The following is a 16,874-nucleotide window of genomic DNA, read 5'->3' as shown; positions in this document are numbered from 1 at the left end:
TTTTCGTTTTGTGCAAGTGTTATCGTCTCGTTTGCCGCAACTGGACCAGATAGGAGAGGAGCTGATCGGCCTTAAGGCTGCCTAAGCCGGTCGCGAGATCATAGTTGCGGGTGGCTGGATATGTTCCCTGATGCCAGCCGTTGAAGTCGTTGTTGCCGGTTGTGATGTCGTGGAAGGCGGCCTGATAGCTTGCCGGATTGGAGGCCAGTCTGTAGAGCAGGGGATTCAAGAAGCCGACACGACCTCCCCCATGTTTCTGTAACTGTTGATTGGTAATAGCGGTAAAGGCCGCCCAGATAGGAGCGCCTGCCGAGGTGCCACCAACTGCGAGCCAGGGCTTCATTTTGTTGCAGCCTGCTGATGGGACCGAGCAATAAATCAGGTAACCCTTACTTGCATCGGCATGCAAGGCGATATCGGGAATCTGACGGCAGATGCGCCCGTTGCCGGCCTGGCAGGGGGCCGCGCTTGTATGCGGGTTAATCACTCCGGGCGCTTGTTGCCAGGAAGGAGCTGCCCAGTAGTGGCTGATTCCGCCTCCTGAGGCTCCGATGCGAGGTGAGGGCGTGTTTTCAGTCGGATGATTCCAGACGGATTCGCTTTTATAGGTTGAGTCGCTGTTCAATTCCAGGCTGGTTCCTCCCACTGCTGTTACAAAGGGCTGAGAGGCGGGATCACTGACATTGAGCTGCTTCAGCGCTGGATTGGCATGCGCGCAGGCGGAACTACCACTATCGCCCGAGGCAACAAAAATGCTCTGACCCTGAAGGGCGGCGGCCTTCAAGAGGGTGTTTTCCTGTTTGAGCATTGCTGGATCTGCCAGATCCTCACAGACACCCCAACTATTGCTGACGACCGGCACGCGGTCTTCAACAATGCGGCTCCAGGCGTCCAGCACGCCAGCGGGCGTATTGGATGCTTCATAGATTTTCAGGGTACGAAGACCCGGGGCCATACTCAATACCTGTTCCGCATCAAGCTCGACTTCCAGTAAGCCGGGGCCGCTGCGCTCCGGGCCGTTGCCAACAAGAACCTGTTCAATAGAGGTCTGGCTGTCTCCATAGCAGGCACTATAGGTATCAAGATCGGTGGTCGAGTAATCATCAAGCTCAAAGAGGGCGATGGTCTGTCCTTCTCCACGCAGGCCCCGCTCATATAGTGAATCGAAGCCGTAGGCCCGGGCGATCTGCTCGGGAAGATAATAGCGTTCTCCAGGGCCCGGGCAGCCGAGCTCTGCCCCACGGGCGCTTTTCTCAAGGGGGCGAGCTGTGATACGGGTGCTGTGCTCCCATTGAATCGCGTTATTGAGTCCGGTAATACCGGAGATAAATGAGGCTAACCGTGCTGGCAAGCGGGGTTCACGATTCGTTGCGTAGTACTGATGGCCATCTGGCGCGGCATAATTCTGAATATTGACGCCAAAGGTTTGTTCTGCCTGTTCAGCGGTACCTGTGGCGGTCAGGAGCAATCGGTGCTGGTAGGTGTTCTGAACGTGAAAGCCAGCGCTTTCAAGATAGGCCCGAACTTGCTGATAGGCGCTTTCATTAGGGGCAAAAAGCGCGTTGAACTGCTGTGATGTCAGCATGGGGGGCGATCCACCCGCATTCAGAGTTTCGATATAGGCGTTGAACAGATCTTCGTTGCGCGGACGAAAACCGAGGGAAATAGTAAGTGGTTGCGTGCTCTGGCTCTCTCCTTTGAGCAGGCTAACGGGGAGCAGGGGGGAGAGCGAACCCGGGATAGTCAGCGGAGTCAGCGCCTGAAGCGGAGGCGTATACAGGCACTGAAGCAGCGCTGTCCCGATGAGGGTGAGCAGAATACTGACAGGTAGAAACAACTCTTTCAGAGACACTCTGCTCGTGTTCTTTGGGCATGTGGGCATAAGGTCTTCTAACCTCCCTTCGACTTCACCCGGTGATACTCTGGCTCCTGCCTGTGCAGGAGTGCAGCATGTTCCGCATCTATAGATATAAAAAGGATATATATAACTATGCGGTAGTGCATTGCTCTATACTGTAACATCATATGAATAGGGTGAAATGAGCCTGATCTATAGAGCGGTTGAGGGAGTCTGAGGAAACCGGAGCGCTGCTCTTTGCTGGAAGCGTCTATGAGCGGCGAGAAGAGCGGCAGTTTGCTATGTTGCTCATTTGACCAGGTATCATGCAAGGGGATACAATGAAACAGGCCAGAAATGGCAGTACTTTGTTTTTCGTTACGGGTCACAATGTCGTGATAGAATTCTGCATCCCAGGGAGGGTTTTATGACAGAACATATTCCCGTTCTTGTAGGAGCGGCGAGGACGCCGACGGGAAAATTTTTAGGGAGTCTTGCAAGTTTGAGCGCCATCGATCTGGGCGCTATTGCAATAAAAGAAGCGGTACGTCGTGCCGGGATCGATCCAGCCAGCCTGGATGAAGTGATTATGGGTAATGTCGTCTCCGCGGGCCTGGGACAGGCGCCCGCCCGGCAGGCGGCCATTCATGCCGGATTACCTGAGGATCTGCCCGCCTTTACGATCAATAAGGTGTGCGGGTCCGGCTTAAAGGCAGTGATGCTGGCGGCGCAGGCGATTCGCGCCGGAGATGGTCAGGCATTTGTTGCGGGTGGCATGGAGAGCATGAGCAATGCCCCTTATCTGTTGCCGAAGGCGCGAACCGGCTATCGCATGGGTGACGGAAAGCTGATCGATGCGGTGGTGCATGACGGCCTCTGGTGCGCCTTTGAAGACATTCATATGGGGAATGAGGCCGAGATCATTGCGGAAAAGTTCGGGATTTCACGCGAGGCACAGGACCAGTTCGCGTTGAGCAGCCATCAGAAAGCCCTGGCCGCGACCCAGGCCGGACGCTTTAAGGATGAGATCATCCCCATTGAGATCAAGCAGAAAAAGGGCACTATCGTCGTTGATACGGATGAGCCGATTCGTGGCGATACCTCGGCGGAAGCGCTGGCGAAGCTGAAGCCCGCTTTCCTTGAAGGAGGCACCGTAACGGCAGGCAACGCCCCCGGCTTAAGTGATGGCGCGTCCGCGACCGTTGTGGTGGATGAGGCGTTCGCGAAAGCGCACGGCCTGAATGTGCTGGCGCGTATTACGGGCTATGCCTCGGCTGCGATCACGCCTCGCTATATCTTCGCCGCTCCAACACGAGCCGTGCGCCGAGTGCTTGAGCGGACTGGATTAGAGATCAATGATTTTGATTTGATTGAGGTGAACGAGGCGTTCGCGGCTCAGACGCTTGCGAATGGGAAAGAGCTCGATTGGGATTGGTCACGGGTGAACGTGAATGGTGGCGCGATCGCTCTGGGCCACCCGATTGGTTCCAGCGGATCGCGTGTTCTGACGACGCTGATCTATGAGCTGCGCAGGCGGGGCGGTGGACGTGGATTGGCAACACTTTGTCTGGGTGGCGGTGGAGCAGTCGCGATGACGGTTGAGGTCTGAGTCCTGTAGAATGAGAGAGGGAGGGCGTGTATTCCTCAAAGGCGCTCTCCCCGCAGTATTCCGGTGGCAGAAAAACAGGGAGCACAAGAAGAAGGCGTCTATTGCTGTGTTTTCTGCATAGGAGCAGTACCATACAATGAAAATTCGGTCTATGATACAATATTGGAGAAACGGGCGCGTGCCCTTGCTGACCGTGCTAACTCGCAGAGGAGAGAGCGTTCAATGATTGAGCAAAAACCGACTGAGCCGTCTGTGAAACAGGGAACCCTTTTTGATAAGGCCGAACTGGAACGCCTGACGGTCAACAAGGCCGAGTGGGAAGCGACGGCCGTGCAAAAATCGATCGAGCGGGTCCCAGAGCGAAAGAATCTGATGACGACATCCAGTGTACCGGTGCAGCGGCTCTATACGCCACTGGACAATCAAAATCTGGATTATACCCGTGATCTGGGATTCCCGGGCACTTACCCCTATACACGGGGCGTGCAGCCTACCATGTACCGGGCGAAACCCTGGACAATGCGTATGTTCGCTGGCTTCGGCACCGCCGAGGATACGAACCGGCGCTTCAAGTACCTGCTCCAGCAGGGGCAGACCGGCCTTTCTACCGCGTTCGATATGGCGACGCTCTATGGCTACGATACCGATCACCCGAAAGCGGCCGGAGAGTTTGGTAAATGTGGCGTCGCGATCTCTTCTCTGGCCGATATGGAGATCCTCTTTGCAGATTTGCCTCTGGATAAGATTACTACTTCTATGACCATTAATAGCCCCGCGCCGGTGCTCTGGGCGATGTATATCGCGAATGCTGAGAAGCAGGGCTTCCCGATGGCCTCACTCGGGGGTACCTTACAGAACGATATCCTGAAGGAATATATTGCCCAGAAAGAGTTTCTGTTTCCGCCGGAACCTTCGCTGCGCCTGGTTGTTGATACTATTGAGTTCGGCACGCGCTTTATGCCGAAGTGGAACACGATCAGTATCAGCGGGTATCATATCCGTGAGGCGGGAGCGACCGCCGTGCAGGAGCTTGCTTTTACCCTTGCCGATGGGCTGGCCTATGTGGATGCCGCCCTTGAGCGTGGGCTGAAGATTGATGAGTTCGCGCCGAGGCTCTCGTTCTTCTTTGATGTCCATAACGACTTCTTTGAGGAGATTGCCAAGTTTCGAGCTGCTCGTCGACTCTGGGCACGGTTAATGAAGGAGCGCTATGGAGCCAAAGATCCGCGCTCAATGATGTTGCGTTGCCACGCGCAGACAGCAGGCGTCTCATTGACCGCACAGCAACCGGAAAACAATATCGTGCGGACCGCTATTCAGGCGCTGGCGGCTGTACTGGGGGGTACACAATCGCTGCATACCAATTCACTTGATGAGGCGCTGGCTCTTCCCACCGAGAAAGCGGCCTTGATCGCGCTACGCACACAACAGATTATCGCGCATGAGAGCGGCGTGGCGAACGTCGTTGATCCGCTTGGTGGTTCCTACTTTCTTGAGGAGCTGACCGATCAAACCGAGCGTGCGGCATTGGCCTATATCGAGCAGATTGACTCACTGGGTGGTGTGCTTGCCTGTATCCAGAATGGCTTCTTCCAGCGTGAAATAGCTGAGTCTGCCTATCGGTATCAGCAGGAAATTGATGCGAAAAAGCGTGTCATTGTCGGCGTCAATGAATATGTCATGGATGAAGAGGTTCCTGTACCGACGCTCTATGTTGATTACGAAGGACAGAAAGTACACCTTGAGCGCCTGAATCGGATTCGTCGTGAGCGAGATCAGGGAGCGGTTCGAGAGGCTCTGGACCGGTTGCGTTGCGCGGCCGAAGGAACAGAGAATACCATGCCATTTATTCTGGATGCGGTGAAAGCCTATGCAACTCTAGGCGAGATTATGGATGTATTCCGCACCGTCTTCGGAGAATACATGGAACCGGCCGTTTTCTAAATAGAACGTCTCAATGCGAGCATACCCTTCTAGCGGGCGCAAGGTTTTGTACCTGAACGCATTCAGTGATACAATGACTTGCGCCCTTTGTCTGCCCGCCGTTTGAGTTTGAAAGGGGGCTTGATTGGATGGATTCAATGATTGAAAGAATAGATGGCCCAATCGAGAAGCGCTCGCTCACCGCAGAGGATGTCGTTGCAATCCTGAAGCTTGCTGATGCGTGCAACAGGTATGAAAATTTGCATATGCGCCTGCTTGAAAAGGATCTGCGGGATCCCGAGCTCAAAACTCATTTTCTCTTGTACGAGGATGGCAGGCTTGCTGGCTATCTGTATGCTGAAGGAGTTGAGGAGAGGGAGCTGAGTGTGATGGTTCACCCGGCCTATCGGCGGAGAGGGATCGCCCGGGCACTGGTGGCACAGGCTCAGGCTGTTTTACGCGCGGCTGGCGCCACGCAGTTGCAGCTCATTTGTGAGGAGGGGGCGGCGGGTGGCAAGGCCTTTCTGACCGCACTTGGCGCTTCGCTTGCTCGTGCCGAGCATGAAATGGAGCTCGCGACGTTTCAGGAACGCTTTGCCTTTGATGACCGCCTTTCGTTTCAACCTGCACAAGACGATGAGATGGAGAAGGTGATCTCTGTTCTGGCGGACATTTCTCAAAAGTCGTCGGCGCACATTCGCCAGCGAGTTGAGAGTTGCTGGTCTAATCCCCACTGTTCCTATTATCTGCTGACTTTTGGTGAGGGTGCTGTCAGTTGTCGGGAAGCGGTTGGCGTTGTTCGTCTGGATTGGGATCGTAATGAGTGGACCTGCTGGCTCTACAGTCTCATCATAAAACCCGAGTATCGGGGGCGTGGCTATGGGCGTGTCTTGCTCGAAGAAGCGATACGTTCACTGCCTCATGATGAGCAATGGAAGGTCAAGCTTGAGGTGAATACAACGAATATTCCCGCTCTTCAACTCTATCAATCCTGTGGTTTTCGTATCACACGGACGTATGGATATTATCTCTTACCGCTGGCGTTGTCGGACGCACGGTAGGAACCCCTTGTATAAGGGAAACATTATCTACTTGGAGAACAGGAAATACTATGCGTTGGTTAGAACTTACGGTTACCTCTCATCCTGATGCAGTCGAGTCGGTCAGTGAACTCTTGAATCGCTACAGCCCGGATGGTGTGGTGATCGAACAGCCAATAGAGCTGTATGAAGAGGGTCAGGCGTATCGCGTGCTGGAGGGTCAGCCGGTCAAACTTCATGCATATGTGCCTATTGATGGGACGGAAGAGGATATCTGTTTGCGCGTGCGAGAAGCGCTCTGGCATTTCTCTGCGATCGGGTCACATCTGGTCGGTGATCTGGAAACGCGCCCGGTGAGTGAGGAAGATTGGGCCAATGCCTGGAAAGAATACTATCATGTCACGTTGATTGGCAAGCGCCTGGTAATTCGTCCCTCATGGCGTGACTATACCCCGAAGCCGGAGGAGGTCGTGCTGACGCTTGATCCCGGTATGGCGTTTGGCACTGGCCTGCACCCAACCACGCGCATGTGTCTGGAACAACTGGAAAAGCGCGTGAAGCCTGGAATGCAGGTGCTGGATGTGGGCACTGGTTCCGGCATTCTAGCGATTGCCGCCGCCAGGCTCGGAGCAGCTCATGTGCATGCCATTGATAACAGCAGCGTTGCCGCCGAGAGCGCCGCCGAAAATGCGAAAATGAACGATCTGGATGATCGCATCGATGTGGTGCTTGGGGTGCTGGACGAGCAGACGGCAAAGCAGCACGAAGGTAAATATGATCTGGTGCTGGCAAATATTATTGCCCACGTGATCGGAGGAATGGCCCCGCAACTCGCACAGACGCTTGCTCCTGATGGCCTGCTCATCGTCAGCGGCATTATTGAGGAACGGCGGAAAGATGCCGAGGAGCCGTTGTACGCTGCCGGGCTGGAACTGGTCGAAAAAGTGATGATGGAAGATTGGCTCGCGCTTGTGCTACGAAAGCGCACCGCATAATCAGTAAGGTTGTGAGGGTCTATGCATCGTTTCTTTGTCCCGCCAGAGTTGCCTTTGCAACCTGGCTCCACGCTTGATTTACCGGATACCGTTGCCCATCAGGTGAGGGATGTTTTACGTTTGCAGCAAGGGGAGCACCTTGTCCTGCTGGATAACAGCGGAGATGAGGCGCTCTGCTCGGTAATGAACCTCTCGCGCTCTCGTGTTGAGGTGCAGGTTGAGCAGCGTTCCCCGGGAAAGACCGGCTCAACGGTGAAAGTCATTTTGTGCCAGGGATTGTTGAAGTCATCAGGCCGTTTCGAGCTGATCCTTGAAAAGGGAACGGAGTTAGGAGTGACAACCTTTGTGCCAACCATCTGTCAGCGTTCGACGGCTGGACTCGGCGAGGTTGGTTCCTCCAAGTTGAAACGCTGGCAACGAATTGTGCAGGAAGCAGCGGAGCAATGTGGTCGTGCACGGATCCCGGGACTGGCACCGGTTCGACCGTTTGCCCGGGTGTTCGATGAGTTGCCTGAGGGGGCATTAGTTCTCATGCCCTGGGAAGAAGAAAAAGCACACCATCTGCGGACAACGCTAAAGGCGGCTCGAACCGCCTATACTGAGGCCCCGGCGGTGGAGCCACTCACGGTGGTTGTGTTTATTGGTCCTGAAGGCGGACTAACGGTCGATGAGGCGCGCATTGCGCGGGAGCATGGAGCACAGGTTGTCTCGCTCGGGCCGCGCATTCTGCGAGCAGAGACAGCGGCAATCACGGCTGTAGCGAATATCATGTATGAGTTAGAGTGTATCGGCGTAGAGCGAGGGCTTCATTGACCATGCCTGTGATTCGTGCTAAGATAGCCGGACATATAAGCGTATTCTGAGTATCTTACAGCTTTTTCTGTTTCCACAGCGGAGAAAGGTTCCTGTGGAAAACGAGCTTTTTGCGGACAATAATGGTGCTATGGAAAATGTTGTACCGGGCGTCCTTTTGCGCCTGAAGGCTACCGATATTATTCACATGGCTGGTCTCACCACTGCTTCTCTAGGACAGGAATATTGCCATATGGGGGCAGTGCTGAAGCCACAGCGACAGGGCGCATCTCTGAGTGGAACTGTGCGTGTAGCTCATGCGTCCTCACGGGTAGCTCTGGCGCTGATCGGTGAATTGGATGAAGATGCTTCCGCAGGTGAGTCGCGCCGCTATGATGTCAGCATTACGATTCAGAGCACGACTTCCTGGGATTATATCTGTACCTGTAATGAGCGATCCGAGCGGATCTGTGCTCATGCCGCGGCTCTGCTTTATTACTGGCTGGCGGAGCCGACTGCCTTTGTTCCCATTGCCCAACCCGCAAAAAAGCAGGAACCGGAACGACTGCCTGCACCGCCAAAGCAGTCGTTAAAGTCATATGCGAGGCCTCAGGCGAAATCCTATGCACCTGCTGCCCCATCAATCGTCGAGACGGGACAGGCTCCCGCTCGTGCGCCTGAGCATGAGACGCGAATCACACTTCCTGCAGGAAAAGTGGTAGAGCTCTTACAGCGGTATGGGCAGGAAGAATTGCGCTCTCTTGCCCGGGAATATGAGCTTACGGTAACCGGCCTGAACAAACAGCAGATAATCATGGCACTGCTTGAGGCGTTGCAGCAACCTGAAGCAATCCGACGAGTGGCGGCCTCGCTGGAGAAAGCCCCCCGCCAGCTTTTGGCCGTGATTACGCTTTCAGGGGGGACCGTGTCTGAAGGTGAACTGCGCGGACTCTATGAACGCTTCTCATTGAGCCGTGCGGGACAGCTTCAGGATCTTTTGCAGGTGTTGCAGGCGAAAGGGCTGCTTTTCCGCAAAGGTCTATCTCGTGAGCATGGCTGGTTTGTCCCTGAGGAAGTTCGTGCTGCTCTGCGTGTCACCGTCCCGATCAGCCATTATGCGTTATCGGTTCATGATATCCCCGAAGTCAGCAAGCAACAACTGCAGAAATTGCTGTCAGAACTCCTGCTACTGGCTCGGGCGCTGGACGGTTACCTGCTCTCTACAGAAGAACGGGAGTGGTTAGATCAGACAACGCGTGATGAGCAGCCGGTCTTCTCAAATCACCTGCCTGAAGCGCTGTTGCAGACTGCGCAGCAAGTGGTGTCGCGTCCTGCCGAATATCTCTCTTTTCTGGTTCGGCTGCTGCGTTTAGCCGGTTTTGTCTTGCGCGAAGAGGAACGGCTGCGGGTGCTCCCGGACTGTACGGCCCTGTTGCTCGGTCCATCCTCGATGCAAACAGCTCGTACTCTGTTTGATCTCTGGCTCAAGCAGACAGCTCTTGATGAGCTACAGGCCTTGCAGGCAGGTGGGATCAGGGTTGCCTTTCACCGTGATTCGCTCAATCGGCCCCTGTTGCGTGCGGGTGAGTTAGAGAGTGAGAACTGTGAGGCCCGCCAGACGTTGATAGCGCTTCTGACGCGCGTCCCTTTTGGTCAATGGGTCACGTTTGCTCCCTTTGCTCGCTTTGTCTACCGGCTAAATCCTCTGTTTTTACAGCATAGACAACGGCTCAATCCGCAGCCTCACTGGTGGCTTGAAACCGATGATCGTCATCCCTTACGCCCTCAGTTGTGGAATGATTGGTCACGCGCTGAAAAGGTTTATCTGGAGTATCTTTTGCGGGGACCGTTGAGCTGGTGGGGGCTCTGTGCGACCGTCGTTTCAGCCGAGCAGCAGGTCCAGGCGTTCTGTTTGCTGCCACAGGCAAAGCATCTCTTGTTTGCTGATGCGTTGCCGGAACCCGCCTTTGTAGATTTCCGGGAGGGACTTCCACTGGTAGAAATAGAGAATACCACAACACTCAGGGTTGCTCCTGGTGCGCAGGCCTGGCCTATTCTGGATCGTTTGGAGTCGTTTCTGCAACCAGCGGGCGTTGATCAGGGGAAACTCCTGTATCGGCTCTCTCCCGGCAAAATGGCGGCTGCGCTTGATCGAGGCATGCGTCCTGAGCCACTACTTGAGCTACTAGAAGCCTTGCAGGAGACGCGGGCAGATGAGAGCTTGCGTGCGCTGCTGGCACAGGTGCGTCACTGGCTCAACTGCTATGGTCGCGCTCGTTTATATACCGGTGTGACGATACTGGAAACGGCTGATCCGGGGATTATGGCCGAACTGACTGCCCAGGTCGACCTTGAGGAAAAACAGGTGCTGCGTATTCAACCAACAATGGCGATTGTGCGCAATGAGATGGTGGACCAGTTAATAGAAGAATTGAAGCGGCGGGGACAGACTCCCCTCTTGCACACAGAGGGACAGTATGGAGTTGAGTGAACTGGAACTGTTGCGTACCGTGCCAGCTTATCACGTGCAGGCAATGCTCCGGGCACGACGTGTGAAGGTTCCGGCTGGCAACGAAGATGAGGGGAATGAGCTTGAGCAAATTGTGGCTCGTCTGTTTGAACCAGGAGCATTGATAGAGGCGCTGAGCGAGCTGCGAGGGCTGGAAAAGCGGCTGCTCTGTGAACTTGTCTGGTGCGGCGGGCGGGCCAATAGCCGTGATCTGGCCCTGTATGCCACATATGCAGGATTGCTCGGAGAGGGAAATGAGCTTGAAGATGCTCGCCCGGGCATGAATGGAAGTGTTCAATATCCTGCCGCCTATTCGCACGGGCGGTTTGAGATGGCCCTGCATCTGTTGCTGCTTCGTGGCCTGATCTTCTGGAGCCAGAAGACACAATTTGCCAGTCTGGACTATGCCAGCGGGATTCATGATGGTATGCTGATCGTTCCCGCATCTGTGAAAGAGGCGGCGCTGAAGCTCTGGCCCCCCACGAAACCGCTCTCTGCCCTTGCTGAGGAGCAATTGTACGATGTAGGGGCGGGGGCCCGGGCGTTGCAACGAATGCTGTATCTCTACTGGTCAGCGGTGATGGCGGCACGAGAGGGGCTCACGCTGCTGAACAATGGCCTGCTGGCGCGTTCAGCCTTGCGCTATATTGTGGAACGGGTTGATGACCGTACCCGACTGGAACAGATCCGAAGCGAGACCGATATACCATACCTGCTGTTTGTGCGTCTGCTCTTGCTCAAACTGGGATTATTGCGTGTCCAGGGGGGGACACTGCTGGCTGCTCCGGCTCGAACCTATTTTCGGCAACCACTGCTTGAGCGTGCTCGCCGCTGTTATCAGCTCGCGCTTGAAGATGCATTCTGGAACGAGATTCCCTATCTTCCCGAGGTGAATGTGCGGCCAGGTCCCGCGCCCCTTGAGGCGGTGCATAGCGAGATACTGCGCTCTCGGCAGACTGTGATTGAACGGCTGAAATACGAGGAAGTGGGGGAGTGGATTACATTTCCTGCTTTTATTGCGCATATGAAGCTCTTTGCTCCCTACCTGCTCTTCCCTCGGCAGTATGGGCCGCGAGCGGAGCGCTATTCGACTGGTTGTAACCCCTATAATTGGGATTTCCGGTTGCGGAAGGGCTGGCTGACGCCGCGTGAGGGTTGGTATGCCGTCGAGGGCGGCTTTATTCAGACAGTAGTTAGCCAGATGCTTACCTGGCTCGGGATCACTGAACTGGATCATGCCGAGAAGCCGACACGTTTTCGTCTTCTGCCAGAGGCGGCTTTGATTATGGCAGAGCGTGAACCTGTAACAGGCGATGAGATCCAGGGTCGTTTGATTGTGCAACCGAACTTTGAGCTGGTCGTTCTTGCTCCCGTCTCGGAGGGGTTGCTGATCTCTCTGGATCGTTTTGCTGAACGGATTGACCTTGAGCATGTCGCTCGCTATCGTCTCTCGAAGGCCAGTGTGGTGCGGGCCATTCAGCAGGGACTGAATGCTGAGAAGATCACCCGCTTTCTGGAAACAGAGTCTCATAGCACATTACCACAGAATGTCGCTTATTCGCTCAAAGAGTGGGAGCGACAGGCGCGGCGGGTCGAGCTCTGGCGCAAGGTGATATTGCTGGAAGTTGAAGACCCGGCGGTGCTGGATGAGCTCTGTGCACAGGAGGAACTGTATGTGCGGCGCTTGAGCTCAACACTGGTCGAGGTGCTTCCAGAACGGATGCAGGAGATTCGGGAATGGCTCTGGCAACGTGCGCTTTTGCCTGCACAAACGGAAGCGCCTGCTCACTCTCCGCTGGCCGGTGAGGCGGGAGGGCCGCAATGGCGGTTATTAGAGGATGGGGTGTTACAGCCACTGTATCCGGTAGTTGATCTCTTTGTGGCAGCGGTGGCTGAGCGCTTCTGTGAGCAGCACAAGACTCATGGGGGGTTCTGTCTCACGCCTGACTCCGTGCGGCAGGCCTTGAAACAGGGAATGGAGCTGGAAGGGATCATTCGTTTTCTGCAACGGTATTGCCTTGATGGGATCCCGGGCTCTCTGTTGCCCCGCCTGAAACTCTGGGGTGATGGCTATAGTGCCAGCACGTCCATTTATCTTGAGCAGGGCCCGCTACTGCGTTTGCCTGAGCAGGTATTACAGGATCTACATGGAGACGAGCAGGTGAGTGCTTTACTGGGTCCAACGCTTGAGCCAGAGTATCGCTTTGTGCGCATTTCCCCCTCCGATCTGGGGCGGTTACGAGCTCTGTTACGGGAACGAGGCTTCGCTTTAGATGAATTTTCCCAGTTTCAAAAAAATTCCTCGGAAAGTAGTTGACAACTCTTCCAAGTTATGATATTTTATACGTGCAGTCGGGAGTCACAGAAAAAAGAAAGTGATGACGACGCGCTAGCACTAAGACTAGCGGGAGTGGCTCAGTGGTAGAGCGCTTCCTTGCCAAGGAAGATGTCGCGGGTTCGAATCCCGTCTCCCGCTCTTTTTTATTGTATGGCGACGTAGCCAAGTGGTAAGGCAGGGCTCTGCAAAAGCCCCATTCAGCGGTTCGAATCCGCTCGTCGCCTCCAGGCGTGATGGTGTGAGACCTCACGCCTTTTTGTGTTGTTCTGGCGTTCACGCTACCAATGCTTTTTCTGGATTGCTCTTTATGGCGCAACCACGTACATACTCCACCAATGCAATCATTCTCAAACGCTTCCCGTATGGCGAGGCCGACCGCATTTTGACGCTCTTTACTCCCTATAAAGGAAAGATCAGTGCTATCGCGAAGGGGACGCGTCGCCCGGTCAGTCGCAAATCGGGCCATCTTGAGCTGCTGTGCCTTTCGCGTTTGCACGTGGCACAGGGGCGTAATCTCGATATTATTACGCAGGCTCAGGTGAGTGAAAGCTTTCTCCATCTGCGGGGTGAGTTCTGGCATATGACCTGTAGTACCTATCTGGCAGAATTGATTGACCGGCTGATCGAGGACGATAACCCCTACCCGGAAGTCTATGAACTGCTAACGCTAGCCTTGCGTGTGCTGGATGCTGATGCGCAGGAGCTTCAGCAACAACGCACTGCCGGAACGCTCAATGCCGCCCATGAGCGCGATCGCAGCCTGCTGTTATTGCGCTTCTTTGAGATTCACCTTCTCTCATTGATTGGCTATGAGCCGCTGCTTCGGACCTGTGCTCACTGTGATGCGGAGCTGGAACCGGTGGAGAATGGCTTTACCCCGACGCTTGGCGGTGCGCTCTGTCCCGAGTGCTCGCATTTGTGGTCTCATAAAATCTCGGTCAATGCGCTCAAAGTCTTGCGTCTGCTCCAACGCAGTTCCTGGGCTCAGGTGCCGCGTCTGCATCTGAATGAGCAGCTGCATGGCGAGATCGAGCATGCAGTGCGTGGCCTGTTACGCCAGCATCTTGAGCGTGACCCGGAGTCCTGGGAATTTCTGGCGATGTCGACCCGGCACTAGCGCCGATACAATCAATACATGATGCGGTGTTCTGGCTGAGAAACGGTGATGTGAACAAAAGCGTGCTCTCAGTAGAGTCTGTTTTTGTTAGCAATGGAAGGAGCGCCAGTATGGCGAACGATCATCGTTTCCATGAAATACATGCCCATACTCACGGCTCACAATGTGGACATACAGCCGTTCTGCATGAAGGGCATCTCGATTACCTGCATGAAGGGCACCTGCATCACCCGCATGGCGATCACTATGATGAGCACGTGATTGCTGTCAGCCCCCAGAATCCTGAGGAATGCAAGCAGGTGAGCTGCGCGTGTAGCGGTCATACAAGCTGCCAACATGAGCAGATCCCGCATGGCGATCATATGGATTATCTGGTGAATGGTCGCTTGCATCATGTGCATGGCAACCATTGTGACGATCACGGACCTGTAGAGGTGCGATGAAAGAGGAGGATTGTTCCCCCTCTTTATTTATGCCTCCCAGACCTGATTGAGTTGAGGGGCGTAGAAAAGAATGGCTCGCCTATAGGTCTGAATGTCCTCATTCGAGCTGGTTTCCGCGATGATACGAAGTACCAGCTCCATTGCCTCTGCGTGTCGTTGCACGTTGTAGAGCGCCATTGCCAGAAAGACCTGTAGCGCTCTCTGCTGTGGAAACTCCTGAACGCCTTGCTGTAAAGTTTCGACCGCTTGCTGATACTCTCCCAGGGCTCGATAGGTGCTTCCCAGACCCAGAAATGCTTCTGCCCGTTCTGAACCCGTGAGCCCGTTGTCCAGTGCAGCCCGATAATAGGGCTCTGCCTCGTGCTCCAGTCCGAGCGAGTCATGTACTGAGGCGGTATAATAGAGCGTCTGCGGGTGTTTGGGGTTGGCAGTGACAAGCTGTAAAAGTTGTTCTCGCGCTTCTTCAAGCTTGCCCGCTGTATAGAGTTCTATCGCGTGCTGTAAATTCGCTTCCATTCGATCGGCTCCTGTCGCTATCATAATAGCTCCCAGTATACCCCATCTTTGAGTAGCGAGCATCCGTGTGCAAGAAGTTTTTTCCCGCCCCCCTCAATGCTAGGAAATACCCTTTTTCTATGATATGGTTAAGAGGAATTGAATGTGCTGCATTGTAGCCGCCTCTGGAGGTATGATGGAAGATACCGCACCTGTTCCTCGAAAGGGCGAAGGACGTCGCCCACTTGTTGCATCCGCATCTTATGTCTTCTGGGTCATGTTCTGTATCAGCTTTCTGAACTACCTTGACCGGTATGTCCTCAGTGGTGCAGGAAACGTGATGGCAAAAGAGCTGAAATTTGACCTCGGGCAGCTTGGCCTGATCGGTTCAGCTTTCCTGATCGTCTATACGCTCTGTTCGATGCCACTGGGAATGCTAGGTGATCGCCTGAAGCGCAAGAACGTTGTTGCCACCTGTGTGGCGATCTGGAGCTGTGCCACAGCGCTGACCGCGCTGGCGAACAATTTTCTGTCTCTCTTTTTGTTTCGTATGTTGCTTGGGGTTGGGGAGGCGGGATATTTCCCGGCGGGGACCGCGCTGCTCAGCGACTATTTCAGTCGTTCGCGCCGCTCACGCATTATGAGCTTCTGGAGTATCGGACAGTATGTGGGCGTGCTCGGTGGCTATGCGCTTGGCGGTTATCTGGCAACGCTCTATTTTGGAAGCTGGCGGTTGGCCTTTTTGCTGACCGGTATTCCGGGCCTGCTGCTGGCGCTGCTTATCTGGCTGGCGCGAGAGCCCCGACGCAATCAGGCCGATGAGGAAGAACAACAGCAGCGCGGAGCTGTATCGGAGCCTGTGGAGCTGACAAATGCTCCACGTGGTACGATTCTACAGCAATGCCTGTCTCTGTTAAAGATCAAGACCATGATCACATTAACCGTCATGCAGATCTTTGCCTATTTTGTGCTTGGCATCGCGGCCTACTATCTCCCGGTCTTTCTCCAGCAGAAGGACACATTTGATCTTTCCTCAGATCGAGCTGGCCTGTACTCTGGTGGCGTGATTGTCATTGCCAGCTTGATCGGGACGCTGACTGGTGGCTATCTTTCGGATCTGCTGAATCGGCGGCACCCGGGGGCGCGTGTGCTGGTGTGTGGGCTTGGCTTTCTGCTCTGTGCGCCGGTCTTTGCAACGGCCATTCTGACCCGGGATATGACACTCTTCACACTTTTCTTTGTCCTGACAGCGATTCTGCTCACCCTCTATACCGGGCCGAGCACCGCGGCGATTCAGGATGTTGTCCCTTCCTATTTACGTTCGAGCGCGGTCGCGGTCTCGATGTTAGTTGCGCACCTGCTGGGGGATGCCTTTGCGCCGCCTCTGGTGGGCATGCTGGCAACCTCTTTTGACCCGACGCATGGGACTCATTTTCAGGCGAATATGGCGGGCAACGAACTGGCTCTGGCATTTCTGTATACTTGCGTTCCGGCGCTGGTGCTGGCTGGACTGGTTGGAATTTTTGGGGCGCGCTGGATGAAGGACGATGTGGCGGCTGCTGAGCAGGCGGACAGGGAAGCGAGAATCGTGCCCGCGTCATAGGCCTTCCGGGTGATAGCGTCAACGGAAAATACGAGCGAAAGAGGAATCTCCTGCCCGCGAGCGGGAGGTTCTTCTTTCTGTATGGACAAGGAGGGTAACTGTCACTTATGATGAAGAGAGAAAAAGTTGTAGAATCTTCTGATTCGTCTTATTGTATTGAGCAGTAGAATTGT

The 16,874-nt window shown here is 54.8% G+C and carries 12 protein-coding genes and 2 tRNA genes; 12 read left to right on the top strand and 2 right to left on the bottom strand.

The window, feature by feature from the left end:
* Positions 1–19: 19 nt before the first annotated feature.
* Complete coding sequence (locus EI42_RS04875; RefSeq protein ID WP_170142355.1) at positions 20–1,852, bottom strand: S53 family peptidase; 1,833 nt, start codon at positions 1,850–1,852, stop codon at positions 20–22.
* 412 nt (positions 1,853–2,264) lie between these two features.
* On the opposite strand from EI42_RS04875, the gene EI42_RS04870 reads away from it, so the two are divergent.
* The 11 genes from EI42_RS04870 (at position 2,265) to EI42_RS04820 (ending at position 14,603) form a co-directional block, all read left to right on the top strand.
* Positions 2,265–3,446, top strand: coding sequence for an acetyl-CoA C-acetyltransferase (locus EI42_RS04870; RefSeq protein WP_111319353.1), 1,182 nt, complete (start codon positions 2,265–2,267; stop codon positions 3,444–3,446).
* Between the two features lie 222 nt (positions 3,447–3,668).
* Positions 3,669–5,390 carry an acyl-CoA mutase large subunit family protein gene (locus EI42_RS04865; RefSeq protein ID WP_111319351.1) on the top strand — a complete coding sequence of 574 codons (1,722 nt, stop codon included), beginning with the start codon at positions 3,669–3,671 and terminating at the stop codon, positions 5,388–5,390.
* Positions 5,391–5,518: 128 nt separating this feature from the next.
* The gene (locus EI42_RS04860) at positions 5,519–6,430 is read left to right on the top strand and encodes a GNAT family N-acetyltransferase (RefSeq protein ID WP_111319349.1); all 912 of its coding nucleotides are present in this window, start codon (positions 5,519–5,521) and stop codon (positions 6,428–6,430) included.
* 50 nt (positions 6,431–6,480) lie between these two features.
* Positions 6,481–7,404: a 50S ribosomal protein L11 methyltransferase gene (gene prmA / locus EI42_RS04855; RefSeq protein ID WP_111319347.1), complete on the top strand. Its 924-nt coding sequence runs from the start codon at positions 6,481–6,483 to the stop codon at positions 7,402–7,404.
* 21 nt (positions 7,405–7,425) lie between these two features.
* Positions 7,426–8,217, top strand: a complete 792-nt coding sequence (locus tag EI42_RS04850) for a 16S rRNA (uracil(1498)-N(3))-methyltransferase (protein WP_111319345.1) — start codon at positions 7,426–7,428, stop codon at positions 8,215–8,217.
* Positions 8,218–8,347: 130 nt separating this feature from the next.
* Complete coding sequence (locus tag EI42_RS04845; protein WP_211326015.1) at positions 8,348–10,687, top strand: SWIM zinc finger family protein; 2,340 nt, start codon at positions 8,348–8,350, stop codon at positions 10,685–10,687.
* Entirely contained in the window at positions 10,674–13,022 is a 2,349-nt protein-coding gene (locus tag EI42_RS04840; RefSeq protein ID WP_111319341.1) for a helicase-associated domain-containing protein, read from the top strand. Before EI42_RS04845 ends, EI42_RS04840 begins: the two co-directional genes overlap by 14 nt.
* Positions 13,023–13,109: 87 nt before the next feature.
* Positions 13,110–13,181: transfer RNA gene (locus EI42_RS04835), tRNA-Gly, on the top strand.
* Between the two features lie 14 nt (positions 13,182–13,195).
* Positions 13,196–13,270 (top strand) — tRNA-Cys (locus tag EI42_RS04830).
* 80 nt (positions 13,271–13,350) lie between these two features.
* On the top strand, positions 13,351–14,160 hold the full coding sequence (gene recO, locus EI42_RS04825; RefSeq protein ID WP_111319339.1) for a DNA repair protein RecO: 810 nt from the start codon (positions 13,351–13,353) through the stop codon (positions 14,158–14,160).
* A gap of 110 nt (positions 14,161–14,270) precedes the next feature.
* A complete protein-coding gene (locus EI42_RS04820; RefSeq protein ID WP_111319337.1) occupies positions 14,271–14,603 on the top strand; it encodes a hypothetical protein in 333 nt (110 codons plus the stop codon).
* A 27-nt stretch (positions 14,604–14,630) separates the two neighbouring features.
* On the opposite strand, the gene EI42_RS04815 is transcribed toward EI42_RS04820, so the two are convergent.
* Complete coding sequence (locus tag EI42_RS04815; protein WP_111319335.1) at positions 14,631–15,119, bottom strand: tetratricopeptide repeat protein; 489 nt, start codon at positions 15,117–15,119, stop codon at positions 14,631–14,633.
* Positions 15,120–15,291: 172 nt separating this feature from the next.
* On the opposite strand from EI42_RS04815, the gene EI42_RS04810 reads away from it, so the two are divergent.
* Entirely contained in the window at positions 15,292–16,701 is a 1,410-nt protein-coding gene (locus EI42_RS04810; RefSeq protein ID WP_170142354.1) for a spinster family MFS transporter, read from the top strand.
* The last annotated feature ends 173 nt before the right edge of the window (positions 16,702–16,874 follow it).

The sequence above is a fragment of the Thermosporothrix hazakensis genome (genome assembly GCF_003253565.1).
GTDB lineage: Bacteria > Chloroflexota > Ktedonobacteria > Ktedonobacterales > Ktedonobacteraceae > Thermosporothrix > Thermosporothrix hazakensis.
The sequence above is the reverse complement of the archived record's forward strand: the minus strand, read 5'-3'. Positions and strand labels throughout refer to the sequence as shown.

What these genes read in the sequence shown, in the direction of transcription:
- EI42_RS04865 (WP_111319351.1), top strand. Translation starts at nt 3,669, where the DNA reads ATGATTGAGCAAAAACCGACTGAGCCGTCTGTGAAACAGGGAACCCTT.
- EI42_RS04860 (WP_111319349.1), top strand. Translation starts at nt 5,519, where the DNA reads ATGGATTCAATGATTGAAAGAATAGATGGCCCAATCGAGAAGCGCTCG.
- prmA (WP_111319347.1), top strand. Translation starts at nt 6,481, where the DNA reads ATGCGTTGGTTAGAACTTACGGTTACCTCTCATCCTGATGCAGTCGAG.
- EI42_RS04870 (WP_111319353.1), top strand. Translation starts at nt 2,265, where the DNA reads ATGACAGAACATATTCCCGTTCTTGTAGGAGCGGCGAGGACGCCGACG.
- EI42_RS04845 (WP_211326015.1), top strand. Translation starts at nt 8,348, where the DNA reads ATGGAAAATGTTGTACCGGGCGTCCTTTTGCGCCTGAAGGCTACCGAT.
- EI42_RS04820 (WP_111319337.1), top strand. Translation starts at nt 14,271, where the DNA reads ATGGCGAACGATCATCGTTTCCATGAAATACATGCCCATACTCACGGC.
- EI42_RS04810 (WP_170142354.1), top strand. Translation starts at nt 15,292, where the DNA reads ATGATGGAAGATACCGCACCTGTTCCTCGAAAGGGCGAAGGACGTCGC.
- recO (WP_111319339.1), top strand. Translation starts at nt 13,351, where the DNA reads ATGGCGCAACCACGTACATACTCCACCAATGCAATCATTCTCAAACGC.
- EI42_RS04815 (WP_111319335.1), bottom strand. Translation starts at nt 15,119, where the DNA reads ATGGAAGCGAATTTACAGCACGCGATAGAACTCTATACAGCGGGCAAG.
- EI42_RS04850 (WP_111319345.1), top strand. Translation starts at nt 7,426, where the DNA reads ATGCATCGTTTCTTTGTCCCGCCAGAGTTGCCTTTGCAACCTGGCTCC.
- EI42_RS04840 (WP_111319341.1), top strand. Translation starts at nt 10,674, where the DNA reads ATGGAGTTGAGTGAACTGGAACTGTTGCGTACCGTGCCAGCTTATCAC.